This window comes from Pseudomonas putida (assembly GCF_026625125.1).
Classification (GTDB): Bacteria; Pseudomonadota; Gammaproteobacteria; order Pseudomonadales; family Pseudomonadaceae; genus Aquipseudomonas; species Aquipseudomonas putida_X.
The window spans coordinates 4159512-4183274 of sequence record NZ_CP113097.1; the positions used below are offsets into that span (position 1 = coordinate 4159512).

Annotated in this window: 20 protein-coding genes; 4 read left to right on the plus strand and 16 right to left on the minus strand. The window is 63.5% G+C overall.

What is annotated here, in order from left to right; all coding sequences use genetic code 11:
• Positions 1 to 26: 26 nt before the first annotated feature.
• Positions 27 to 695, minus strand: a complete 669-nt coding sequence (gene ccmB, locus OSW16_RS19110; protein WP_241804551.1) for a heme exporter protein CcmB — start codon at positions 693 to 695, stop codon at positions 27 to 29.
• Positions 692 to 1324, minus strand: coding sequence for a cytochrome c biogenesis heme-transporting ATPase CcmA (gene ccmA / locus OSW16_RS19115; RefSeq protein ID WP_241804552.1), 633 nt, complete (start codon positions 1322 to 1324; stop codon positions 692 to 694). The genes ccmB and ccmA overlap by 4 nt, the downstream gene beginning before the upstream one ends.
• A gap of 203 nt (positions 1325 to 1527) precedes the next feature.
• Between ccmA and OSW16_RS19120 the strand changes: the two genes are divergently transcribed.
• The 4 genes from OSW16_RS19120 (at position 1528) to OSW16_RS19135 (ending at position 9143) form a co-directional block, all read left to right on the plus strand.
• A complete protein-coding gene (locus tag OSW16_RS19120; RefSeq protein WP_267817666.1) occupies positions 1528 to 3084 on the plus strand; it encodes a flagellar hook-length control protein FliK in 1557 nt (518 codons plus the stop codon).
• A complete protein-coding gene (locus OSW16_RS19125; RefSeq protein WP_241804554.1) occupies positions 3081 to 3425 on the plus strand; it encodes an EscU/YscU/HrcU family type III secretion system export apparatus switch protein in 345 nt (114 codons plus the stop codon). The genes OSW16_RS19120 and OSW16_RS19125 overlap by 4 nt, the downstream gene beginning before the upstream one ends.
• A gap of 59 nt (positions 3426 to 3484) precedes the next feature.
• Entirely contained in the window at positions 3485 to 6208 is a 2724-nt protein-coding gene (locus OSW16_RS19130; RefSeq protein WP_267817668.1) for a dermonecrotic toxin domain-containing protein, read from the plus strand.
• Positions 6209 to 6347: 139 nt separating this feature from the next.
• Positions 6348 to 9143, plus strand: coding sequence for a dermonecrotic toxin domain-containing protein (locus tag OSW16_RS19135; protein WP_267817670.1), 2796 nt, complete (start codon positions 6348 to 6350; stop codon positions 9141 to 9143).
• 359 nt (positions 9144 to 9502) lie between these two features.
• On the opposite strand, the gene OSW16_RS19140 is transcribed toward OSW16_RS19135, so the two are convergent.
• The 14 genes from OSW16_RS19140 to flhA all read right to left on the minus strand — a co-directional run bounded on the left by OSW16_RS19140 (position 9503) and on the right by flhA (position 23597).
• Positions 9503 to 9898: a DUF2802 domain-containing protein gene (locus OSW16_RS19140; protein WP_241804557.1), complete on the minus strand. Its 396-nt coding sequence runs from the start codon at positions 9896 to 9898 to the stop codon at positions 9503 to 9505.
• A 1-nt stretch (position 9899) separates the two neighbouring features.
• Positions 9900 to 10379 carry a chemotaxis protein CheW gene (locus OSW16_RS19145; RefSeq protein WP_003254393.1) on the minus strand — a complete coding sequence of 160 codons (480 nt, stop codon included), beginning with the start codon at positions 10377 to 10379 and terminating at the stop codon, positions 9900 to 9902.
• Positions 10380 to 10421: 42 nt separating this feature from the next.
• Positions 10422 to 11297, minus strand: a complete 876-nt coding sequence (locus OSW16_RS19150; protein WP_267817672.1) for a CheW domain-containing protein — start codon at positions 11295 to 11297, stop codon at positions 10422 to 10424.
• On the minus strand, positions 11294 to 12085 hold the full coding sequence (locus OSW16_RS19155) for a ParA family protein (RefSeq protein WP_241804560.1): 792 nt from the start codon (positions 12083 to 12085) through the stop codon (positions 11294 to 11296). The genes OSW16_RS19150 and OSW16_RS19155 overlap by 4 nt, the downstream gene beginning before the upstream one ends.
• Positions 12086 to 12176: 91 nt before the next feature.
• Positions 12177 to 13034 (minus strand): flagellar motor protein MotD, encoded by an 858-nt coding sequence (gene motD, locus OSW16_RS19160; protein WP_241804561.1) that lies wholly within the window; start codon positions 13032 to 13034, stop codon positions 12177 to 12179.
• A gap of 3 nt (positions 13035 to 13037) precedes the next feature.
• Complete coding sequence (locus OSW16_RS19165; protein WP_241804562.1) at positions 13038 to 13778, minus strand: flagellar motor protein; 741 nt, start codon at positions 13776 to 13778, stop codon at positions 13038 to 13040.
• Entirely contained in the window at positions 13778 to 14908 is a 1131-nt protein-coding gene (locus tag OSW16_RS19170) for a protein-glutamate methylesterase/protein-glutamine glutaminase (protein WP_267817677.1), read from the minus strand. The genes OSW16_RS19165 and OSW16_RS19170 overlap by 1 nt, the downstream gene beginning before the upstream one ends.
• Before the next feature lie 46 nt (positions 14909 to 14954).
• Positions 14955 to 17186 carry a chemotaxis protein CheA gene (locus tag OSW16_RS19175; protein ID WP_267817679.1) on the minus strand — a complete coding sequence of 744 codons (2232 nt, stop codon included), beginning with the start codon at positions 17184 to 17186 and terminating at the stop codon, positions 14955 to 14957.
• Between the two features lie 12 nt (positions 17187 to 17198).
• Positions 17199 to 17987, minus strand: a complete 789-nt coding sequence (locus tag OSW16_RS19180; RefSeq protein ID WP_267817681.1) for a protein phosphatase CheZ — start codon at positions 17985 to 17987, stop codon at positions 17199 to 17201.
• An 18-nt stretch (positions 17988 to 18005) separates the two neighbouring features.
• Positions 18006 to 18380, minus strand: coding sequence for a chemotaxis response regulator CheY (locus OSW16_RS19185; RefSeq protein ID WP_133328372.1), 375 nt, complete (start codon positions 18378 to 18380; stop codon positions 18006 to 18008).
• 104 nt (positions 18381 to 18484) lie between these two features.
• The gene (fliA, locus tag OSW16_RS19190; RefSeq protein WP_012315498.1) at positions 18485 to 19225 is read right to left on the minus strand and encodes an RNA polymerase sigma factor FliA; all 741 of its coding nucleotides are present in this window, start codon (positions 19223 to 19225) and stop codon (positions 18485 to 18487) included.
• The gene (fleN, locus tag OSW16_RS19195; RefSeq protein WP_011534890.1) at positions 19222 to 20055 is read right to left on the minus strand and encodes a flagellar synthesis regulator FleN; all 834 of its coding nucleotides are present in this window, start codon (positions 20053 to 20055) and stop codon (positions 19222 to 19224) included. Before fleN ends, fliA begins: the two co-directional genes overlap by 4 nt.
• Positions 20056 to 20148: 93 nt before the next feature.
• Positions 20149 to 21456: a flagellar biosynthesis protein FlhF gene (gene flhF / locus OSW16_RS19200; protein ID WP_267817685.1), complete on the minus strand. Its 1308-nt coding sequence runs from the start codon at positions 21454 to 21456 to the stop codon at positions 20149 to 20151.
• A gap of 11 nt (positions 21457 to 21467) precedes the next feature.
• Positions 21468 to 23597: a flagellar biosynthesis protein FlhA gene (gene flhA / locus OSW16_RS19205; protein ID WP_267817687.1), complete on the minus strand. Its 2130-nt coding sequence runs from the start codon at positions 23595 to 23597 to the stop codon at positions 21468 to 21470.
• Between the last annotated feature and the right edge of the window lie 166 nt (positions 23598 to 23763).

A 23763-nucleotide genomic window follows, 5' to 3' on the forward strand; every position in this document is an offset into this window, starting at 1 on the left:
TGCCGGGCTTGAGAGCCCGGGACTCGTTATTCACCGACACTGATCTTCAGGCCGGCCGCTATCGCAAAGGGTGCCAGGGTTACAGCCAGGGCCGTCAGGCTGGCGAGCCAGAGCAGGTGGCCGGTGGCCGGCATATTCTGCAACGCCGCTTGCAACGCACCACTGCCCAGGATCAATACAGGGATATACAACGGCAGTATCAGCAACGCCAGTAACAAACCACCGCGCTTCAGACCGACCGTCAGTGCCGCGCCCACCGCACCCAGCAGGCTCAATACCGGCGTGCCCAGCAGCAGGGAGCCGAGCAGCACCGGCAGGCAATGGCTCGGCAGCCCCAGCATCAGCGCCAGCAGCGGCGCCAACAATACCAGTGCCAGCCCGGAAAAGGTCCAGTGCGCCAGCACCTTGGCCAGCACCAGCAACGCCAGCGGGTGCGGCGACAGCACCCACTGCTCCAGCGAGCCATCCTCGAAGTCGCTGCGGAACAAGCCGTCCAGCGACAGCAGCACTGCCAACAGTGCCGCTACCCAGACCAGCCCAGGCGACAAGGTTTGCAACAATTGGCTTTCCGGGCCAACCGCTAAGGGAAACAGCGCAACGACGATGGCAAAGAACACCAGGGGGTTGGCCAGCTCGGCAGGGCGACGGAACAGCAGGCGCGCTTCGCGACGCAACAGCGAAATGAATACGCTCATGCCGCCCATTGCCCCAGGTTCAGTTCACGGTAACCGTAGGGCTTGCGCTCCAGCGTGTGGTGGGTGGTCAGCACCACCGTGCCGCCCTGCTCGCAGTGGGCCGCCAGGTGCGCTTCCAACTGAGCCACCCCTTGCTTGTCCAGAGCGGTGAACGGTTCGTCGAGAATCCATAGCGGCGGGCAAGCCAGGTGCAGCCGGGCCAGGGCCACGCGGCGCTGCTGGCCAGCGGACAGGGTATGGCAGGGTACGTCTTCGAAACCGCGCAGCCCTACCGCCTCCAGCGCCGCCCAGATCGCCTCGCGGCTGGCCGGCTGGTGCAACGCGCACAGCCAGGTGAGATTTTCCTCGGCGCTGAGCAGGTCCTTGATGCCCGCAGCGTGGCCGATCCACAGCAGGATGCTGGCCAAAGCGTGACGCTGTTCGGCCAGTGGCTTGCCGCCCAGCAGAATCTGCCCGGCGGTAGGCTGCATCAAGCCGGCCAGCAGGCGCAGCAAGCTGGTCTTGCCGCTGCCATTGGGGCCGCTGATTTGCAGCATGTCGCCAGCGCCCAGCTCGAAATCGAGCTGCTCGAACAGCAGGCGCCAGTCGCGCTCGCAGGCCAAGCCTGCGGCTTGAAGGTGAAGGGTCACGGTTTCGCCTTATCATTGTCGGGCTTCGGGCCGGTGTTGGCTGCTACACGGGTGAACCCGCGTGGCAGCCAACACCGCTCCAGAGCCCTTGTGTCTCAAGTCGCCCCGCGCGCTGCCGTTATACTGGCAACCACCGGCGCGCGGCATTATTACACGCGCTGCCGCGCTGCCAAGAGGCCGGGCTCGACAGGTTGTATACAATCATGACTGAAATCAATAGTCTCGGCGCACAAACTGCGATCAACAGCCAAGCCATGAAGGCAGGCATGACCGGCGAGCTGCTGCGTCTGATCCAGGCACAGCCCGGCCTGCTGGCCCCCGGCGAGACCGCGCAGGCCGAGGTCGTGTCGATGCGCCAGGCAGGCCAGGAATTCCAGTTGGTGCTGCGCCTGATACAGGCCAACGGCGTGCAGACGCAATTGCAAGCCAATGCCAACCAGCCCCTGCCCCCCGGCAGCCAGGTCACCGTCACCCAGCCCGAAAGCAACCGCCTGGCAATCATGCTGCAGCAGGCCAACGCCAGCCAGATCGCCACCCTTACTCGCCTGGACACCAGCAAAGTACCCGTCGGGACCCTGCTGCAGGGCAAAGTCCTGACCAACCAGGCACTGGCCCAGGCGCCTGGCCAAGCGCCGATCTACCGGGCGCTGGTCAGCCTGCTCAACAGTGCACAGGCCGGCGCCACCTTGAGCGTCGACAGCCCGCGCCCACTGGCCATTGGCAGCCTGCTCAGCGCGTTGGTGCAAGGTGACCAGTCGCTGCGCTTCGTGCCGCTCAGTGGCAGGCAGGACCAACTGAGCATTGCCCAGCAGCTGCTGACCCAGCAAAACCGCCAGGCCTCGCTGCCCGGCCTGCTCAACGCGCTGCAACAGCTGACCCGCGACCCGAGCGCCGATGGCGAACTGCGCGCCAGTGCCGAACGCCTGTTGGCGGGCCTGCCGGACGCCCGGCAACTGAGCGACGCCAAAGGCGTGGCCCAGGCGCTGAACAACAGTGGCGCCTTTCTTGAAGCGAAATTGCTCGGCGGCTTCCCCGCCAGCATCGCCACAGACCTCAAGGCACACCTGCTGCGCCTGGTTGCCCAAGCCCCGGTCCTGCCGGCGGGCAGCCCCAACCTGGCACCCTCCAGCCTGGCCGTGACCATGCCGGCGCTGGCGCGCAGTGCCCTGGGCATGCTTGAACGGGTCAGCCCCAAGCCGCAGCCTGGGGCATTTCCGCTGCCATCGCGCTTGCTCAAGGCCTTGGAAGACGAAGGTGACCTGCAACAACTGCTGCGCCTGGCTGCAGCTGCCGTTTCACGCTTGCAAAACCATGCCATGAGCAGCCTGCAACAAACCGGCACGCTGGAAAACGGCAACCTGCAGACCACCTGGCAAACAGAAGTACCGATCCGCCACGGCCAGGAGTTCATCCCGCTGCAGGTCAAGATCCAGCGCGAGGAAACCCCGCAACAGCAGGCCGACCAACAGCAGGAATCGCAAGACCCGCTGCAAGCCCTGTGGCGCCTGGAGCTCGCGTTCGACCTGTCGCCCCTTGGCCCGTTGCAAGTACAGGCACAATTGAGCCAAGGCCGCCTGAGCGGGCACCTGTGGGCAGAGCGCGAACCAACAGCCAGGCTCATCGACAGCCAGCTCGGTGCCTTGCGCAGTCGCCTGCTGGAACGCGGCCTGGACGTCGGTGACCTGGAATGCCACCCGGGCATCCCCCCTCAAGGCCCGCGCACACGGGTAGAGCAACGCTGGGTAGACGAAAACGCATGACACAGAAACCAACACGCCAGGCCATTGCCCTGACCTACGACGGGCAGCAGGCCCCGACCCTCAGCGCCAAGGGTGACGATGCGCTGGCCGAGGCCATCCTGGCCCTGGCCCGCGAGCACGAGGTACCGATCTACGAAAATGCCGAGCTTGTGCGCCTGCTGGCTCGCCTTGAGCTGGGCGAACAGATTCCTGAAGCGCTGTACCTGACCATCGCCGAAATCATTGCCTTCGCCTGGCAACTGCGCGGCCGTGTGCCGGCAGGCTTCGCCGACGACCCGGCAGCGCCCCGTGACGTCACGCCAACGCCGCTGGGCCTGCCCACGGGTGGTAGCGTTACCTGACGCCGTTTGCCGCCCCGCTCCACCACCCTGTGCCCCTTCCTCGACAGAAGGGTAACCCCATGCAGCCCGCCCCCTCCCCCAGCCCGGCCCTGATCCGCCAGGCGTTGAAAGGTGTACCGCGCCCCGACCTGCTGGCCCAGCAGGTACTTACCGACTGGCTCACCCCCCAGCGCGTGGCGCAATCGCCATTGCTGATCGACGTGGTCACGTTCCATTACCGGACCGAACCGGCGGGTGAAGGCCGCGCCAGTACCTATACCAAAGCGGTCATCACCCAGAAAATGAACCTGGTCGAAGCATTGCTCGCCAACTGGCAGGGCGAATCCGCGGCAGGCTACGGAGGTTTTCACTATGGCGACTGGGCAGGCCTCCCGCCACAGGACCCGTTGACCATCGTAGACAGGCTCGAGCCAATCGACCCGCTCTCCAACGCCTCGCCTTACCAAGTGTTCAACGGCTTGTACACGCGCACCGAGCCTGCCCGGTACGCACCGGACACGCGCTTGCCGATACGCGCCGAGGACTTTCAGACCGCGGCCTGGAAGCTGAATTTTCACACCCTGTTCAAACAGCAACTCGACACCTACTGGGAGCAGCAGCAAGCCCAGTACCGGCGGGCCATTCACATCGCCTTCATCGCCGCCTGCAACCGCCAGGTGGCGCAGGGAAGCCTGTCCGACGCCCAGCGCCGTCTGGTCTGGCGAGCTTGCGGCTTGCTGCCTTACGGCGACCTCAGTGTGTCGTTGCTCAACGTCTACGGTTACACCTCGACCGACATCCTGTACATCCAGCAGGGCACCGGCAGTGAGACCCTCCTGTACATCCCCGGCAACTCATCGCCCTTTCATGCGTTCCCCGACGCGCAAGCCATGAAGCACTGGTTTGCCCGCCAGTGCCAGGCCCCAGACAAACGCAGGGCGATGCTGGGGCACTTCGCCCGCGCCGACTGGCCCGACGGCCTGGATTTCAGCGGCCTGCGCACGGCGTTGACGGGGCTGGGCCTGTACCCCGTCGCACATCGTTTCAGCGCCCATCACCCTGGCTTTGCCACCAGCGGCTACTGGGACCCGCAACAGATGATCGATTTCCGCCCAGATACCTATTCCCCTCCGATCACCAGCGACCTCTTCGAGCACCTTACCTTGCAGCGCAAGCAGCGCACCTATGCCGATGCCGACAGCCAGATCACCAGCAACCATGAGGTCGACAAGTCCCGATGGGGCAATTACCTCACGCTGGTCACCGCCCTGCTGGCGCCCCTGGTCATCGTCCTGCCCGAGCTTGCGCCGCTGCTGGTGATCGGTGGCCTGGGCCAATTCAGCCTGGGCCTCGACCAGGCCATCAATGGCAAGAGCCTGGAGAGCAAGAACGCGGGTGTCGCCGACCAGACGTTCGGCTTGTTCAACGCCCTGCCCGTGGCCGGGCAGGGCTTAGCCAGGGAGGCAGCGGTGTTTCGATACTCCCGTCCAGGGTTCTTCGGCTCCGCCCGCGTTGCGGATTTGCTGGGCGCCCCGGTCGGCGCGGCGCCTGTTGCCCAGGCGAGCGATGCGGTGGAGCTGGCATTCCGGGCCCCGGCGGTCGTGTCCTCCAATAGCCTGGCGGCCGTGGTGACGCGCGTCGACGACAACCTTGAGCACCGCTTCATGGCATGGCTGCAGACGCCCAAGGGCGTGGTCGGTGAATGGGTCGAGTATGAGTTTGCCAGCGACAGCTTCGTCCGCGCCCGAGACACGCACATGATCGCTCCGCTGCGCTGGCGGCTCGCCGACGGCCAGGACACAGCCCTGACCCTGTCCACCCAGCGGCATATCGCCACCGACGTACAGCGCACCACCACCCTTCGGGCATTGGGTATCGACCTGGAGGTGCCCATCGACTACGCGCCTTATGAGCAACTGCAACGCACGCCGATCCCCCGGCTGATCAGCAGTGTCTGGTTGGGCGACAGTGTGTTGCAAGGCGAATTCCTCGAAGCCCTGGTGCACAACACGCGCGTGGCCCGCATCACTGGTTACCGCTACCAGATACTGCTTTCGCAAAACGACCACCAGGTGTTTCAGCGCAACATGCTGCTGCTGCGCGCGCGCGCGGTAGGCGCACAGCTGCTGCCCCTGGAAACGCAAGGCTTCTTCCGGGAATTCGCCCATTCAGCCTATTACCCGCAATACCTGGCCGCCATCGCCGGCAATGGCGGCCCCGGCCGCAACCTTGCCTCCGCTTGCGACATCCTGCGGTACCGGTTGCTCAAGCACTATGGCGGGCTTTACCTGGATGCCGACGATCGGTTGCTGGACGCCAGCAGCGGCCAGTTCAGCCCTCCCCTGGCCAACCTGACACTCCAGACCACGGAGGATGGCCTGCTGCTCTCGCCACCGGTGTCGAACGACCAGTTGGGCATGTACGTCAAATTCAACAGCAGCATGATTGGCAGCCACCCGGGCAACCCGACGCTGGACGCAATTTCCGAAGAAATCCTGCGCCGCTACGGCCTGGAACCCGACTTCTACAACAGCCGCCCACACCCCCGCCAGGCGCCGCTGCTGTTCCAGGCCTATACCCGGCGCCTGAGCTTGTTGACCGGCCCAGCAGTGCTCAATGACGTAGTTGACCAACAGCTGCCGCTACTCAAACAGCTGCGGGAAATCTGCCATCTGCTGATGTCCCCGGTCTACGACATCCATGCAACGCTCAACCTGCGCCGGTTCCACGCAGTGCTGCAGCAGCACGTTCCGCTCGACAGGGTTGCGCGCATTGGCCGCGAGCATAGCTGGGCCTACACCTGAGCGATCCACTGGCGGTTCGCCCGACTCGGCCCGGTTTGCCCAGGTTAGCGAACCCTGCGATGTACCTACATAAATAGCGCCATTCCTACCTGCACGCAGGTCACCTTGGCCAGCCCTTACAGACTCAAAGGTGACCGTCATGACGACCCAGTACATCAATGCCAAGGGCACGCAATTCGTGCGCGACAGCCTTGCCGGCTTTCCACGCCCGGACCGCGCGGCAGCCGACGCCATACGCCAGTGGGCCCACCAGCGCGCCATGGACCTGGACCCGGACCGCGTCGACGCAGTGACCCTCCACTACCAGTTCAACCCCAAGCTCGGCTGGATTGCGATCGTCGCGCAAAAGATGACCCTGACCCAGGCCGTTCTCTCGAACTGGCAGGGCGAGTCGGCTAACAACTGGCTGGGGGCGGCGCTCCATGCCCCATGGGCTGGCGAACTGCCCGAAGGGCCACTGACCATCGTCCAGACGCTGCGCGAGCGCGGCCTGTTCGACTACCATGCCCCCTACAGCATCTACAACGGGCTGTTCAGGCACAGCGACCAGCCGCTATACAACGCAGATACGCATGTAGCGCTGGCGGCCGAGCAATTCCAGTCGTTCGTCTGGGGCCTGGACTTGCAGGTGCAGTACAAGTCGATGCTCGACCACTACTGGGATGCCAACCTGGACCGCTACCGTGTCAGCGCCAAGATCAACTTCATCGCCGCATGCAACAAGCAAGTCACCGAGGGCAGCCTGAGTGATGCCGGCAGACAGCTGGCCTGGCAGGCGTGCGGCGTGCAGGCTTCATCGCCGACGGCGCCCAGTGACGGCAAAACCAGCAGCAAACCGAGGCTGCGCGCCCGGTGGCTGAACGTCTATGGCTACCGCGCCACTGACCTGCTGTGCCTGTACGACGCCGTCAGCGGCCTGGTCTTGCTCTACATTCCGGGTAACGCCTCGCCCCTGCACGAATTCAGCGACAAACAAGCCATGCTGGACTGGTTTGCCCACCAGTGCCGCGACCCTCGCACGCGCGATGCCTTGCAGGACCACTTCGCCCTGGCCGATCGCGAAGACGGTTTGAGTTACAGCGGCCTTCACACCGCCCTATGCGGCCTGGGCAGCTACCCAGCCCCCTATCACCTCGACAGCAACCGCCCCGGTTTCACGGTGCAAGGCATCTGGCCCCCCCAGGACTACATCAACTACAAGGCCAAGGAATACAGCCCCCTGATCGAAGGCGACCTGTTCCTTTCCCTTGCCAGGCGCCAGAAGCAGCGCAGTTACCAAGACGCACACTTCATCATCACCAGCGACAGCGAAGTGACCAAAGCCAAATGGCGCGGCTACTTGAATTCGGCAATCAACCTGCTGGCCCCCTTGGCCCTGGTGGTGCCCGAGCTCGCCCCGCTGTTCGCCCTCGGCGGCATCGCCCAGTTTGGCCTGGGGTTGGACCAGGCCATCCACGCCAAGACCGCCCAGCAAAGCGCCGAAGGCGTCAGCATGTCGGTGTTCGGGGTGCTCAATGCAGCACCGCTGGTGACTGTCGGGCTGTCCAGGGCACCGGTGCTGCTGCGCTTGAAGCGTGACGGCTTTGTGGTGCCCAGCAGGGTCAACGAACAGATCGGCTACCCCTTGAGCCCCCTCGACCCACCGCATCTGGCGCTGGCCGATGTGGCGGATTTTCTCCAGACCACAGACCCGATTGCACCGCTGCCCGGTGGCGACGACGCTGTAGCCGGTGCCGTGGTGAGGATCCCGCGCTACGACGGTTCGGCCGACCTGCTTACGGCGATGATCGGCGGTTATCATGAGCATATGTTCTACGACATGCAGGCCGATGCCTTTGGCCTCGAGAGCGGCCTCAATGAGGTTGAGCCCACCTACTACATCGCAGCGCCAGGCTCGCTCAATCTGGTCGAGGTGGATGCCCGAACGCGGCAGGTTACCGATCAGATGCGCATGGCGACCCTGCGTGCATTGGGCGTCGATCTGCACCTGCCCGTCGCCCTGCCGGCCTTGCGCACCGAAGCACTGCGGCCCATCCCTAAACAGGTGATGAACCTTTGGGTGGGCGACAAGGTGATCGAGCAAAGCCTGATCGACACCATCGCCCGCAACGCCCGCACGCTGCAGAACACCCAGTATGTTCATCGCCTGTATCTTTCCAGGGCCGAGCCAGGTGCCTTCCAGGCCAACCTGCGGCTGTTGACGGCGCATGCGCCCGGGGTGGAGGTCATGCCGCTTGAGGACCAGCCGTTCTATAAACGCTTCAGCGAGAGTGCCAGCTTCGCCCAATACCAGGCGGCGATTCAAGGCAATGGTGGGGTGGCGAGCAACTTTTCGTCGGCGTCGGACGTTTTGCGCTATGCCCTGCTGGATCAGGAAGGTGGCCTGTACATGGACGTCGACGACACCCTGCTGGCGCCTGGCGAATACCCGGTGTCAATCGACGGCGCCCCCAGGGGCACGCCGGGAGAGCACTTGGATGACGTGGTACTCGCCACCACTGAAAATGGGCTGCTGCTGCACCCGGCGGTATCCAATGAAAGATTGGGCATGAACTGCCTCTACAACGGCAGCCTGGTAGGCAGCCATGCAGATAACCCGACGCTCAGGGCAATCCTGGAGGAAATGCAGGCGCGCTTCGAGCAAGCGCCGGGCTTCTACAACAGCAGGCCCTCCCTGCACACCGACCCGCAAGCTTTCTATGGTTATGCTCAGACGCTGAGCCGCCTCACCGGGCCGAGGTTGCTCACCGACGTGGTCGACCGGCTGTTGCCTGAGCTGGGCGTGATGCGTCAGATCATCAACCTGTATGCGTTCCCCCGCACCAACTCCTGGCAGTTCGTCAGCCTCGTGGAGTTTGAGGCAGCGCAGCGGCAGCTGCTTCCACTCAACCGCATCGCCAGGATCGGTGGATACAATTCTTGGGCCAGGCCCTGAGCGGCAGGCTCAGCAAGCACCTGCTGCCTCAGGTCCGATGCCAGCCAGGCAAGCGATTTGGGGCCGCTGTGCGGCCCATCGCCGGCAAGCCGGCTCCCACCGGGTGGTGACAGTCCTTGAGGTCTGTGCTGCATATCCCACAGAGTTGAACTGTGACAATCCTTGAGGTCCGTGCTGCATCTAACACAGGGTTGGGCTGTGACAGTCCTTGAGGCCTGCGCCGTATCTCCCAAAGGGTGGAATGCCGCAGTCCTTCAGGCCTGCGCCGTACCTGTGGGAGCTGGCTTGCCGGCGATGGGCTGCGCAGCAGCCCTGATTACGCCTACCGACTGGCACTCACCTCAGGTCGCCTTTTCACGCTACTCGCCACGATGCAACTTGCTCATCAGCTCGGCCTCGGCCTGGGTCAAACCGCAGCTTTCGGTCAGCTCCGACACACTCGCCCCCATCCCTACCAGTTTTGCCGCCTGGCTGAAGGTTACATCGCTCGGGTCACGTTGCTCCAGACGCTCCAGCCGGTCTGGCAAGGTCGCCACTACCGCGCGCAGCTCATGGATGGCTTCACCCATGCGCACGGTACCGTTCTGGTAATCATCCAGGCGCTTGGCCAGGTCCTTGATGCGCTGGTCACGCACGGCATCGCCCTGGGCCTGCTGGGCGGCGAGCTCGCGCTGGCGCTTGCTGTAGTTGAGGAAAAACCACAGGCTCAGCGCCCACAACAGCGCCAGGAAGATGACAGCAACCTCGAAAATCAACTCAGATGTTCTCCAGCTCGGACCACTCTTCCTCGGTCATCATCTTGTCCAGCTCGACCAGGATCAGCAGTTCGCCATTCTTGTTGCACACGCCCTGGATGAACTTGGCCGACTCTTCGTTCCCCACGTTCGGCGCGGTCTCGATCTCCGACTGACGCAGGTAGACCACCTCGGCCACGCTATCGACCAGGATGCCGACCACTTGCTTGTCAGCCTCGATGATGACGATACGGGTGTTGTCGGTCACCTCGGTAGGCATCAGGCCGAAGCGCTGGCGGGTGTCGATCACCGTCACGACATTGCCGCGCAGGTTGATGATCCCCAGCACGTAGCTCGGCGCACCCGGAACCGGGGCGATCTCGGTGTAGCGCAGGACTTCCTGCACCTGCATGACATTGATGCCGTAGGACTCGTTGTCCAGACGGAAGGTTACCCATTGCAGAATCGGATCTTCCGAACCTTGTGCAGACGACTTTTTCATTCCCCTAGCCCTCAAAATCCGCCAATGGCGGTGTGTTCGCAGTTATTTGTGTTTGGTATGCAGCTGCTTGACCGCGCCACTGGCGATCAGCTCGGCCAGTTCGGCCACGTCCAGCAGCGCACACATGTGTTCGATCACCGTGCCGGCCAGCCACGGTCGCTGACCACGCTGGCTGCGCCATTTGATCTCCGACGGGTCCAGGCGCAGGGAACGGCTGACCTGATGCACCGCCAGCCCCCATTCGTAGCCCTGAACGGAAATGACATAGTGCAAGCCCTGACGGAAATCGTCCCGGTAACGATCTGGCATGACCCAGCGCGCCGTGTCCAGCACCTTCAGGTTGCCCGCCTGGCAGGTGAGAATGCCAAGGAACCAGTCCGGCTGGCCGAACAGCGGCGTCAGTTCCTGGCCCTCCAGGCTGTAGATCGAGCCCAGGCACACTAGCGGCACTGCCAGCGTCAGCCCGGCGACGTCGAACAGCAGGCACTCGAAGGGCTCGGCCGCCCAGGCCGGGCGACCATCGACCGTGGCCGGTGGCACAGGCGCGCTCGGCGCGGGCAGGTTGACTTCAACCAACGGCGCGACGGGCTCGGGCGCCTGAACCTGGGTCAGTACTGGAATGGCGGCTTCGGCCACCACCTTGGCCTCGACCACCGCCACCACCGGCGCTTCGACCGGCAAGACAGTCGCAAGTACCCCGGCCTGCGGTTCGGCGAAAGGCCTTGCCGGGACGCTCACTGCAGGCTTCTGGGCCTGTGGCTGCGCGTCTCGGGCCTGTTCTTCGCGCACCGCCGCGGCAAATTCGTCCCTCGCAGCCGGCAGCTCGAGATTGGTTTCAGCCTCGGTGGCTTCCTGCAGCAGGCCGTCCAGGTAAGATTGCAAGGCCAGTTGCGGCCGCGTACCCGTCTTCACCGTCATGACGCCACCTGTACTGCAGCCTTGTAGGTGAGCAGGTGCTTGAGCAGCGCCCGGTAAGCGATCACGCCGCGGCTCTTGCCATCGAACTGTGACGGCGTGACGCCGTTGCGGCTGGCATCGCGCAGGCGCGTATCGACCGGAATGTAGCCCTGCCACACCTGATGTTCATAGGTATCACGCAATACTTTCAGCGTACCCAGCGAAGCCTGAGTCCGGCGGTCGAACAGGGTCGGCACGATCTGGTAGGGCAAGGCCTGCTTGCGCGAACGGTTGATCATGGCCAGCGTACCGATCATGCGCTCCAGGCCCTTGACCGCGAGAAACTCGGTCTGCACCGGGATCACCAGCTGCTGGCTGGCGGCCAGTGCGTTGACCATCAGCACCCCGAGCAGCGGGGGGCTGTCGATCAGGGCGAAGTCGAAATCCTGCCACAGTTGCGCCAGACTCTTGGCGATCACCAGCCCCAGCCCACTCTGCCCCGGAGACTGCCGCTCCAGCACCGCCAATGCGGTACTCGAAGGCAGCAGCGAGATACGCTGGTCGCTGGTCGGCAGCAGCAGCTGCCCGGGCAAGCCATCCGGCACCTGGCCCTTGTGCAGGAACAGGTCGTAACAGCTGTGCTCCAGCGCATCGGGGTTGTGCCCGAAATAGCTGGTCATCGAACCATGCGGGTCAAGGTCGACGACGACCACGCGCTTGCCCGCCTCGGCCAGCAAACCGGCCAGGGCGATAGTGGTGGTGGTCTTGCCGACCCCGCCTTTCTGATTGGCTACTGCCCAGACTCTCATAGGACAACTCTTGATTCATGGAGGCCGCTGAACCCTGTGCGATCCGGCTTTGCAGCCGCCACAGGGTTCGCGGTGACAGAGAATTGACGAGTCACTGCCCCGCCGTCGCTGCTGGGGTTGCCGGTGCACTTTGTGTGCCAGCGCGGCGCAGGGCGGCGTCCGGGGTGGTATTGGCACTGCCGGAGCCCGTCAGGCTGCGGCGCACTTCAAGGTTGCGCGAGATCACCAGCACCACCCGGCGGTTTCGCGCCCGGCCCTCTGCAGTGTCATTGCTGGCCACAGGCTGATATTCGCCATAGCCCACCGAGGCCATGCGCGCCGGGTTGACGCCTTCCATCGCCAGCAGGCGGACAATGCTTGCCGCCCGCGCCGAAGACAGCTCCCAGTTGGTCGGGTATTGCGCGGTACGGATCGGCAGGTTGTCGGTAAAGCCCTCGACGTGCACCGGGTTGGCGAACGGTTTGAGGATGTGCGCCACCTTCTCGATGATGTCGAACGCCTGGTCGCTGGGCATGGCATCGCCACTGCCGAACAGCAGCGAGGAATTCAGCTCGATCTCCACCCACAGCTCGTTGGCGCGAATGGTCATCTGGTCGGAGCTGATCAGGTCACCGAAGGCATCGCGCACGTCTTCACTGATGGCTTTGAGCGGGTCGACGCTGGTCTGCGCAAGGCCTGCGTCGGTCTGCTCACTGTCCTTGATCAACGGCTCGGCCGGCCTGACGCTGAGCGGTTGCTCATCGCCGATAGGGATTGGCTTCATGCTCCGCTCAGGGTCGTTGAACACCCCGAGCAGCGCTTGCGAAATGACCTTGTACTTACCCTCGTTGATCGAGGAAATCGAGTACATGACCACGAAAAAGGCGAACAGCAAGGTAATGAAGTCGGCGTACGACACCAGCCATCGCTCGTGGTTTTCATGTTCTTCAGTATGGCGACGGCGACGCATAGGTTACTCCATGAAGCCTTGCAGCTTCAGTTCGATCGAACGCGGGTTCTCACCCTCGGCAATCGACAACAGGCCTTCTAGCAGCATTTCGCGGTAGCGCGACTGGCGCATGACGATGGCCTTGAGCTTGCTCGCGACCGGCAACAGAATCAGGTTGGCACTGGCCACGCCATAAATGGTGGCAACGAACGCCACGGCGATGCCGTTGCCCAGCTGAGACGGGTCGGCCAGGTTGCCCATCACGTGGATCAGGCCCATCACCGCACCGATGATGCCGATGGTCGGCGCGTAGCCGCCCATGCTTTCAAACACCTTGGCAGCCTGGATGTCGCGGCCTTCCTGGGTCAGGAAATCGACTTCGAGGATACTGCGAATGGCCTCGGGCTCGGCGCCGTCGACCAGCAACTGCAAGCCTTTGCGGGCATACGGGTCGGGCTCGCCATCGGCCACACCTTCCAGGCCAAGCAGGCCTTCCTTGCGTGCGGTCAGGCTCCAGTTCACCACCTTGTCGATGCCGCCAGCCAGATCGACCCGCGGCGGGAAGATGATCCAGCGCAAGATCTGTAAGGCACGCTTGAACGATGACAACGGTGACTGCAAAAGCGCCGCCGCCAGGGTACCGCCCAGTACGATCAGGGCTGCCGGGCCATTGAGCAGCGCGCCGACATGGCCACCTTCGAGGAAGTTGCCACCGACGATGGCGACGAAGGCCAGGATCAGTCCGATCAGGCTAAGGACATCCATTACACACACGCCTCGACCAGGTGCTTGCCAATCTCATCCAGGCTGTACACCGCATCGGCCAGGTTGGCTTTGACGATGGCCATGGGCATGCCGTAGATCACGCAACTGGCTTCATCCTGGGCCCACACGGTGCTGCCGCCCTGCTTGAGCAGGCGCGCGCCTTCACGGCCGTCGGCGCCCATGCCGGTCAGCACCACCGACAGCACCTTGTCACCGTACGACTTGGCTGCCGAACCGAAGGTGATGTCCACGCAGGGTTTGTAGTTCAAGCGCTCGTCACCGGGCAGGATCTTCACCGTGCCCCGGCCATCGATCATCATCTGCTTGCCACCGGGGGCAAGCAGGGCCAGGCCTGGGCGCAGCACGTCGCCGTCCTCGGCTTCCTTGACGCTGATCTTGCACAGCTTGTCCAGGCGCTCGGCAAACGCCTTGGTGAACGCCGCCGGCATGTGCTGGATGAGCACGATCGGAGCCGGGAACCCGGCAGGCAATTGCGTCAGTACCCGCTGCAGCGCGACCGGGCCACCGGTCGATGTGCCGATAGCCACCAGTTTGTAGGGCTTGCGCTTGGGCGCGGGCGAATGGCTTGACGCCGGTGCAGCCGCCGCTCGGGCAGGCGCCACGCTGCGTGTGGACGCCGTGCTGGCCAGGCTGCTGGCGGGGGCGTGCGCCACGCTGGCAGGTGCCGGCGCAGGCGCCGCTGCGGTGCTTGGGTAACCACCGAAACGACGGTTGCTGCGCGAAAGGGTGTGCACCTTCTCGCACAGCATCTGCTTGACCTTCTCCGGGTTGCGCGAGATGTCCTCGAAGTTCTTCGGCAGGTAATCCACCGCACCGGCATCCAGCGCGTCGAGGGTCACACGGGCGCCTTCGTGGGTCAGCGAGGAGAACATCAACACCGGTGTCGGGCAGCGCTGCATGATGTGCCGCACGGCGGTGATGCCATCCATCATGGGCATTTCGTAGTCCATGGTGATGACATCGGGCTTGAGCGCCAGCGCCTGGTCGATCGCTTCCCTACCGTTGGTCGCGGTACCGACGACCTGGATCGTCGGGTCCGCCGAGAGGATTTCCGAGACGCGGCGGCGGAAGAAACCCGAATCATCCACCACCAGGACCTTGACTGCCATAAACACTCCATTAGGTGGCGCAGCCCCGCAGGGCGCGCCACCGAAATCAAATACGCCGCGCCGCGTAACGCTTGAGCATGCTCGGTACGTCGAGGATCAGCGCAATGCGACCGTCACCGGTGATGGTGGCGCCGGACATGCCCGGGGTGCCCTGCAGCATCTTGCCCAGCGGCTTGATCACCACCTCTTCCTGGCCCACCAGTTGGTCGACCACGAAGCCGATGCGCTGGGTGCCCACAGAGAGGATCACCACATGGCCCTCGCGCTGCTCCTCGTGCACCTGGCCCTGGACCAGCCAGCGCTTGAGGTAGAACAGCGGCAGCGCCTTGTCGCGCACGATCACCACCTCCTGGCCGTCGACCACGTTGGTGCGCGACAGGTCCAGGTGGAAAATTTCGTTGACGTTGACCAGCGGGAAGGCGAACGCCTGGTTGCCCAGCATCACCATCAGGGTCGGCATGATCGCCAGGGTCAGCGGCACCTTGATGACGATCTTCGAACCCTGGCCTTTGGCCGAGAAGATGTTGATCGAGCCGTTGAGCTGGGAAATCTTGGTCTTGACCACGTCCATACCGACACCACGGCCGGACACATCGGAAATTTCCGTCTTGGTCGAGAAGCCTGGGGCGAAGATCAGGTTGTAGCAGTCCGACTCGCTCAGACGGTCGGCGGCGTCCTTGTCCATCAGGCCCTTTTCCACCGCCTTGGCGCGCAGAATGTTAGGGTCCATGCCTTTGCCGTCATCGGAGATCGACAGCAGGATGTGGTCACCCTCCTGCTCGGCCGACAACACCACGCGGCCGGTACGCGCCTTGCCCGACGCTTCACGCTCTTCAGGCATCTCCACACCGTGGTCAACCGCGTTGCGCACCAAGTGCACCAGGGGGTCGGCCAATGCCTCGACAAGGTTCTTGTCCAAGTCGGTCTCTTCACCGACCAGTTCCAGGTTGATCTCTTTCTTCAACTGGCGGGCCAGGTCGCGGACCAGGCGCGGGAAGCGGCCGAAGACTTTCTTGATCGGCTGCATACGCGTTTTCATCACCGCGGTCTGCAGGTCGGCAGTGACCACGTCCAGGTTCGACACGGCCTTGGACATGGCCTCGTCACCGCTGTTCAGGCCCAGGCGCACCAGGCGGTTACGCACCAGCACCAGTTCGCCGACCATGTTCATGATCTCGTCCAGGCGCGCCGTATCGACGCGCACGGTGGTTTCCGCTTCGCTCACCGCGTGCTTCTCGGCAGCAGGTGCAGGCGCGCGGGCCGGCGCGGCGGGCTTGGCCGCCGCAGCAGGTGCAGGTGCAGGTGCAGGTGCCGGCTTGGCCACAGGCTGGCTGTGCGCCTTGGCGGCCACAGGGGTGGCAACGGCGGCGGGCGCTTCGGCGGTGACCGCATCGCCGGTGAACTTGCCTTTGCCATGCAACTGATCGAGCAGTGCCTCGAACTCGTGCTCGCTGATTTCATCGCTGCTACCGGCAGCTGGCGCTTCGCTGGCCACCGGAGCCACGGCAGCAGGCAGCGCATCCGCCTGGAACGTGCCCTTGCCGTGCAGCTGATCGAGCAGCGACTCGAATTCTTCGTCAGTGATCTCGTCGCTGGCTGGCGCGCTGGCAGAAGCGGCCACAGGCTCTGTGGCAACGCCTTCGGCCGAGAACTGGCCCTTGCCGTGCAACTGGTCGAGCAACGATTCGAATTCGTCGTCGGTGATCTCGTCACCCGAACCGGACAGCGTTTCGCCTTGCAGCTGCTGTTCGGCAGCGGCTGCCTGGGCTTTGACCGCATCGAGCGAGTCGAGCAGCTGCTCGAATTCGGTGTCGGTGATGTCGGCCTCGGCGGCAGGTTCGGCCGGCGCAGGCGCAGCCTCGACCACCGGCGCAGCCGCTTCAGGGCCAGCCGGCTCGGCCAGGCGTGCCAGGGCCGCCAGCAACTCGGGCGTGGCCGGGGTGACTTCACTGCGCTCGCGCACCTGGCCAAACATGCTGTTGACCGTGTCCAGTGCTTCGAGCACCACGTCCATCAGTTCCGCGTCGACCCGGCGCTCACCTTTGCGCAGGATGTCGAACACGTTCTCGGCGATATGGCAGCACTCCACCAGCTCATTGAGCTGGAGGAAGCCGGCGCCCCCTTTTACAGTGTGGAAACCGCGAAAGATCGCATTGAGCAGGTCGGCATCATCGGGCCGGCTTTCCAGCTCGACCAGTTGCTCGGACAGTTGCTCAAGAATTTCGCCGGCTTCTACCAGGAAATCCTGAAGGATTTCTTCATCGGCGCCGAAGCTCATTAAACGTGCTCCTCAAAAACCCAGGCTGGACAGCAGATCATCGACATCGTCCTGACCGGACACGACGTCTTCACGCTTATCGGCATGAATCTGCGGACCTTCACCCCGAGCCGGATATTTTTCTTCATCTTTTTCCGCGCGCAGCTGTTGGTGGTCATGTTCGATACCGGCAAAACGGTCGACCTGACTGGCCATCAGCACGAGCTTGAGCAGATTGCTTTCGACTTCGGTCACAAGCGCAGTCACCCGCTTGATCACCTGGCCGGTCAGGTCCTGATAGTCCTGAGCCAGCAGAATGTCATTGAGGTGGCCGGATACCTTGCGGTTACCTTCAGCGCTGTGCGTCAGGAAACTGTCGACACGCTTGACCAACTCGCGAAATTCCGGCGCAGCGACTTCGCGGCGCATGAAACGCTGCCAGTCGACACTGAGGCTCTGCGCTTCAGCAGCCAGGTCGTTGAGCACGGGCGTGCTCTCCTCCACCAGGTCCATGGTGCGGTTGGCGGCGCCTTCAGTCAGCTTGACCACATAGGACAAGCGTTCGGTGGCATCGGTGATCTGCGAGACTTCCTCGGCCTGCGGCATGCGCGGGTCGATCTGGAAGCTGACGATCGCACTGTGCAGCTCGCGCGTGAGCTTGCCGACTTCCTGATACAAGCCGCGGTCGCGGGTCTGGTTGAGCTGATGAATCAGCTGCACCGCCTCGCCGAACCGGCCCCGTTCCAGGCTTTCGACCAGTTCCTGAGCATGCTTCTTCAGGGTTGACTCAAACTCCCCCAAAGACGTTTGTGTTGATTCCATGGCGCCCCCTGACTTTGTTCAGCCGTTGACGCGTTCGAAGATCTTCTCGATCTTTTCTTTGAGCACCTGGGCGGTGAACGGCTTGACCACATACCCATTCACACCGGCCTGAGCCGCCTCGATGATCTGGTCGCGCTTGGCTTCGGCCGTCACCATCAGTACCGGCATACCCTTCAGGCGCTCGTGGGCACGTACCTTGCGCAGCAAGTCGATACCGGACATGCCAGGCATGTTCCAGTCGGTCACCAGGAAGTCGTAATGGCCGCTTTCGAGCATCGGCAACGCCGTGGTGCCGTCGTCAGCTTCGTCGGTATTGGTGAAGCCCAGATCACGCAACAGGTTCTTGATGATCCGCCGCATCGTCGAAAAGTCGTCAACGATGAGGATTTTCATGTCTTTGTTCAATTAGACCTCCAAGCAGTCTCAAACGCGCTCGGCCCCGAGCGCGCATTCAATCAATTCGGTACAACGTGAAAACGACTGCAACGACCCCGGGCTCAACGCGCCCGCCATTCCCCAAGACGGCTGCGCAAACGCGCGGCGCACTGGCTGTGCAGCTGGCTGACACGCGATTCGCTGACCCCCAGTACCTCACCGATTTCCTTGAGGTTCAGCTCTTCGTCATAGTACAGCGCCAGTACCAGCCGCTCGCGCTCCGGCAGGTTGGCGATGGCATCGGTCAGGGCGGCCTGGAAGCGCTCGTCTTCCAGGTCGCGCGACGGCTCGACCTGGCCACTGGCGCCCTCCTCGTGCAGCCCTTCGTGCTCGCCGTCCTGCAACAGGTCGTCAAAGCTGAACAGGCGGCTACCCAGGGTATCGTTCAAAATCCCGTAGTAATCATCGAGACTCAACTTGAGTTCGGCCGCAACTTCATGATCTTTAGCGTCGCGGCCGGTTCTTGCTTCCACAGCGCGCATCGCATCGCTGACCATACGCGTGTTGCGGTGCACCGAACGCGGTGCCCAATCACCTTTGCGTACCTCGTCGAGCATGGCGCCGCGGATGCGGATGCCGGCGTAGGTTTCAAAGCTGGCGCCCTTGCTGGCGTCGTATTTGTTGGCGACCTCAAGCAAGCCGATCATGCCGGCCTGGATCAGGTCTTCCACCTGCACGTTGGCAGGCAGGCGCGCCAGCAGGTGGTAGGCAATGCGCTTGACCAGCGGCGCGTAGCGTTCAACCAGATCGTACTGGGCGTCTTTGGACGCCTTGCTGTACATCTTGAACCCGCTCGCACTCATAGGACCGGCCCTGCACTGGTTGGCTGCACCAGGCGTTCGACGAAGAACTCCAGATGCCCGCGCGGGTTGGCCGGCAGCGGCCAGCTGTCGACCTTCTGGGCAATGGCCTTGAAGGCCAGCGCACACTTGGAACGAGGGAAGGCTTCGTAGACTGCCCGCTGCTTCTGCACCGCCTTGCGCACACACTCGTCATACGGCACGGCGCCGACGTATTGCAGGGCAACGTCGAGGAAGCGGTCAGTGACCTTGGTCAACTTGGCGAACAGGTTGCGCCCTTCCTGCGGGCTTTGCGCCATGTTGGCCAGCACGCGGAAACGGTTCATCCCGTAATCGCGATTGAGCAGCTTGATCAGCGCGTAGGCGTCGGTGATCGAGGTCGGCTCGTCGCACACCACCAGCAGCACTTCCTGGGCTGCACGGACGAAACTGACTACCGAGTCACCAATCCCCGCAGCGGTGTCTATCACCAGCACGTCGAGGTTGTCGCCGATCTCGCTGAAGGCCTGGATCAGGCCGGCATGCTGGGCTGGCGCCAGGTGCACCATGCTCTGGGTGCCGGAGGCCGCCGGCACGATGCGCACACCGCCCGGGCCCTGCAACAGCACGTCGCGCAGCTCGCAGCGCCCTTCAATGACATCGGCCAGGGTGTGTTTGGGGGTCAGGCCCAGCAACACGTCGACGTTGGCAAGGCCCAGGTCGGCGTCAAGCAGCATGACCCGGCGGCCGAGTTCGGCCAGTGCCAGGGACAGGTTCACTGAAACGTTAGTCTTGCCGACGCCACCTTTGCCACCGGTCACGGCGATCACCTGTACGGGATGCATGCTACCCATGTTCGTTGTTCACCTTGTCTCGCTTGGACCCAAGCCACACGTGGGGCATCACAGCGGTCCCCTTGGTGTAGGTATTTTGCATACGCTTGATCATCAACCCGCTCTCCTTGGGTTGTGATAGAGATCAGCGAACATGTCGGCCATGGCCTCTTCGCTGGGCTCATCCTGCAACTGCACATTGACCGCGCGGCTAACCAGTTGGTGCGCCCGCGGCAAGTGCAGGTCGTCAGGAATGCGCGGGCCATCGGTAAGATAGGCAACGGGCAGTTCATGACTGATGGCCAGGCTCAGCACATCGCCGAGGCTCGCCGTTTCATCGAGTTTGGTCAGGATGCAGCCGGCCAGGCCACAGCGCTTGTAGCTGTGGTAGGCGGCCGTCAGCACCTGCTTCTGGCTGGTGGTGGCCAGCACCAGGTAATTCTTCGCGGCGATGCCGCGGCTGGCCAGGCTTTCCAGCTGCATGCGCAGGGCCGGGTCGCTGGCCTGCAGGCCGGCGGTATCGATCAGCACCACGCGCTTGCGCAGCAGCGGCTCCAACGCCTGCGCCAGCGACTGGCCGGGGTCTACATAAGTCACCGGCACGTTGAGGATGCGCCCCAGGGTCTTGAGCTGCTCCTGGGCACCAATGCGGAAACTGTCCATGCTGACCAGGGCCACGTTCTGCGGGCCGTACTTGAGTACATAGCGCGCCGCCAGCTTGGCCAGCGTGGTGGTCTTGCCCATGCCGGCGGGGCCGACCATGGCGATCACGCCACCCTCTTCGATCGGCTCGATTTCCGGCACTTCGATCATGCGTGCCAGGTGCGCCAGCAGCATGCGCCAGGCCTGGCGTGGCTCCTCGATTTCGGCGGTCAGGTCCAGCAGCTCGCGGGCGATCGGCCCGGACAGGCCGATCCGCTGCAGCCGGCGCCAGAGGTTGGCCTGCGCCGGTTTGCTGCCTTGCAGCTGGTTCCAGGCCAGCGAGCCGAGCTGCACTTCCAGCAGCTCGCGCAGGCCCGACAGCTCAGAGCGCATCGCATCGAACAAGCGCGGGTCGACCGCTGCCGGCGCAGCAGGTGCTGCAGGGGCCGGCACGTCCACATGCGGTTCGATCAAGGGCTGCGAGGCGGTCAGCGACTGCCCGGCGAACAATTGGCGGCTGCCTTCGCTGGCATCACTGCGGTTGTCCAGCTCAGCCTGGGCAGTGGCGATGCGCGTCTGGGTCTTGCGCAGCTCTTGCTCGAGCTCGGCATTGGGCACGCGCGGGGCCAACGCGGACAGTTTGTAGTCCAGCGCGGCCGTCAGTTCGACACCGCCAGCGATGCGCCGGTTACCGATGATGGCGGCGTCGGAGCCCAGCTCATCACGGACCAGCTTCATGGCCTGGCGCATATCGGCGGCGAAAAAACGCTTAACTTGCATAACCCACTACCTCAGCCGTTGGGGCCCACGGTGGCAACGATGGTGACTTGCTTGTTATCCGGTATTTCCTGATACGCCAGAACATGCAAATTCGGTACAGCCAGGCGGCCGAAGCGCGACAGCATGGCACGGATCGGGCCGGCAACCAGAAGGATGGCCGGCTGGCCCTGCATCTCCTGACGCTGGGCCGCTTCAATCAACGAACGCTGCAGCTTTTCGGCCATGCTCGGCTCCAGAAGAACACCGTCTTCCTGACCTTGCCCGGCCCTTTGCAGACTATTGAGCAAAATCTGTTCCAACCTTGGCTCAAGCGTGATCACAGGCAGCTCGGACTCAACGCCGACAATGCTTTGCACGATGGCGCGACACAATCCGACGCGCACTGCCGCCACCAGCGCGGCGGTATCTTGACTCTTACCCGCATTATTGGCGATAGCCTCGGCAATGCTGCGGATGTCACGCACCGGCACCTGCTCGGCGAGCAATGCCTGCAGGACCTTGAGCAGGCCCGACAAGGAAATGACACCCGGCACCAGTTCCTCTGCAAGTTTAGGCGAAGCCTTGCCCAGCACCTGCAGCAATTGCTGCACTTCCTCATGGCCAATCAGTTCGTGGCAATGCTTCTGCAGGATCTGGTTGAGGTGCGTGGCAACCACGGTACTGGCGTCGACCACGGTGTAGCCCAGCGACTGCGCCTGGGCACGCTGGCCGATATCGATCCACACCGCTTCCAGGCCAAAGGCCGGGTCACGCGCGGCGATGCCGTTGAGGGTCCCGAAGACCTGCCCAGGGTTGATGGCAAGCTCGCGGTCCGGGTAGATCTCGGCCTCGGCCAGAATCACGCCCATCAGCGTCAGGCGATAGGCGCTGGGCTGCAGGTCGAGGTTGTCGCGGATGTGCACGGTGGGCATGAGGAAGCCCAGGTCCTGGGAGAGCTTTTTGCGCACGCCCTTGATCCGAGCCAGCAGCTGCCCACCCTGGTTGCGATCGACCAGCGGGATCAGGCGGTAGCCGACTTCCAGGCCGATCATGTCGATCGGCGTCACGTCATCCCAGCCAAGCTCCTTGGTTTCCATCGCCCGTTGCGGCGACGGCAGCAGGTCCTGCTGGCGCTGCGCCTCTTGCTGCGCGGCGACCTTGGCCTTCTGCTGCTTCTTCCACACCAGGTAGGCACCACCGCCGGCCACCAGCCCAAGGCTGAGGAAAGCGAAGTGCGGCATGCCTGGCACCAGGCCCATGACGATCATCAAGCCTGCCGATACCGCCAGCGCTTTGGGCGAATCGAACATTTGCCGGTTGATCAGCTTGCCCATGTCCTCGGAGCCGGAGGCACGGGTCACCATGATCGCGGCAGCGGTGGACAGCAGCAGTGATGGCAATTGCGCCACCAAACCGTCACCGATGGTCAGCAGCGCATAGACCTTGCCGGCCTCGCTGAAGGACATGTTGTACTGGAGCATGCCAATGAGCATGCCGCCGATGAGGTTGATGAACAGGATCAGCAGGCCGGCGATGGCGTCACCGCGCACGAATTTGCTGGCACCGTCCATCGAACCGTAGAACTCGGCCTCCTGGGCGACTTCGGCGCGTCGCGCCTTGGCCTGGGCCTGATCGATGAGGCCGGCATTGAGGTCGGCATCGATTGCCATCTGCTTGCCGGGCATGGCGTCCAGCGTGAAACGCGCGCTCACTTCAGAGATGCGCCCGGCACCTTTGGTGACCACCACGAAGTTGATGATCATGAGGATGGCGAACACCACTGCACCGACGACGTAGTTGCCGCCGATCACCACGTCACCGAAAGCCTGGATCACTTGGCCCGCGGCGCCATGGCCCTCCTGGCCGTGGAGCATGACCACACGCGTGGAGGCGACGTTCAAAGCCAGCCGCAACAGCGTCGCCACCAGCAAAATGGTGGGGAACGCGGCAAAGTCGAGCGGCCGCAAGGCATACACGCAGACCAGCAGGACCACGATCGACAGGGCGATGTTGAAGGTGAAGAACACGTCGAGCAGGAACGGTGGTATCGGCAACATCATCATTGCCAACATCACCAGCAGCAACAGCGGCACACCCAGGTTGCCCCGGCCCAGGCCGGCCAGGTTGTGGCGTGCGTTGTTGATTAACTGACTGCGATCCACCGAGAGCCCTCTTCAAGCAAAACTTTGACGCCCCAGGGGCGCTTGGGCGTGGCTCTGCAAGAAGCTTTCCAACTTTGACCTAGCCCACGCGAAACGTGAATCAGCCGAGCCCAATTGCGTTGGCTGACGGCTCATCAGCGGGCAATCAACAAGAGCAACAATACCT

Bases quoted from the DNA above. Each gene is read 5' to 3' on its own strand.
- ccmB (WP_241804551.1), bottom strand. From the start codon at position 695: ATGAGCGTATTCATTTCGCTGTTGCGTCGCGAAGCGCGCCTGCTGTTC.
- OSW16_RS19120 (WP_267817666.1), top strand. From the start codon at position 1,528: ATGACTGAAATCAATAGTCTCGGCGCACAAACTGCGATCAACAGCCAA.
- OSW16_RS19125 (WP_241804554.1), top strand. From the start codon at position 3,081: ATGACACAGAAACCAACACGCCAGGCCATTGCCCTGACCTACGACGGG.
- OSW16_RS19130 (WP_267817668.1), top strand. From the start codon at position 3,485: ATGCAGCCCGCCCCCTCCCCCAGCCCGGCCCTGATCCGCCAGGCGTTG.
- OSW16_RS19135 (WP_267817670.1), top strand. From the start codon at position 6,348: ATGACGACCCAGTACATCAATGCCAAGGGCACGCAATTCGTGCGCGAC.
- OSW16_RS19145 (WP_003254393.1), bottom strand. From the start codon at position 10,379: ATGAAAAAGTCGTCTGCACAAGGTTCGGAAGATCCGATTCTGCAATGG.
- OSW16_RS19150 (WP_267817672.1), bottom strand. From the start codon at position 11,297: ATGACGGTGAAGACGGGTACGCGGCCGCAACTGGCCTTGCAATCTTAC.
- OSW16_RS19155 (WP_241804560.1), bottom strand. From the start codon at position 12,085: ATGAGAGTCTGGGCAGTAGCCAATCAGAAAGGCGGGGTCGGCAAGACC.
- motD (WP_241804561.1), bottom strand. From the start codon at position 13,034: ATGCGTCGCCGTCGCCATACTGAAGAACATGAAAACCACGAGCGATGG.
- OSW16_RS19165 (WP_241804562.1), bottom strand. From the start codon at position 13,778: ATGGATGTCCTTAGCCTGATCGGACTGATCCTGGCCTTCGTCGCCATC.
- OSW16_RS19170 (WP_267817677.1), bottom strand. From the start codon at position 14,908: ATGGCAGTCAAGGTCCTGGTGGTGGATGATTCGGGTTTCTTCCGCCGC.
- OSW16_RS19175 (WP_267817679.1), bottom strand. From the start codon at position 17,186: ATGAGCTTCGGCGCCGATGAAGAAATCCTTCAGGATTTCCTGGTAGAA.
- OSW16_RS19180 (WP_267817681.1), bottom strand. From the start codon at position 17,987: ATGGAATCAACACAAACGTCTTTGGGGGAGTTTGAGTCAACCCTGAAG.
- OSW16_RS19185 (WP_133328372.1), bottom strand. From the start codon at position 18,380: ATGAAAATCCTCATCGTTGACGACTTTTCGACGATGCGGCGGATCATC.
- fliA (WP_012315498.1), bottom strand. From the start codon at position 19,225: ATGAGTGCGAGCGGGTTCAAGATGTACAGCAAGGCGTCCAAAGACGCC.
- fleN (WP_011534890.1), bottom strand. From the start codon at position 20,055: ATGGGTAGCATGCATCCCGTACAGGTGATCGCCGTGACCGGTGGCAAA.
- flhF (WP_267817685.1), bottom strand. From the start codon at position 21,456: ATGCAAGTTAAGCGTTTTTTCGCCGCCGATATGCGCCAGGCCATGAAG.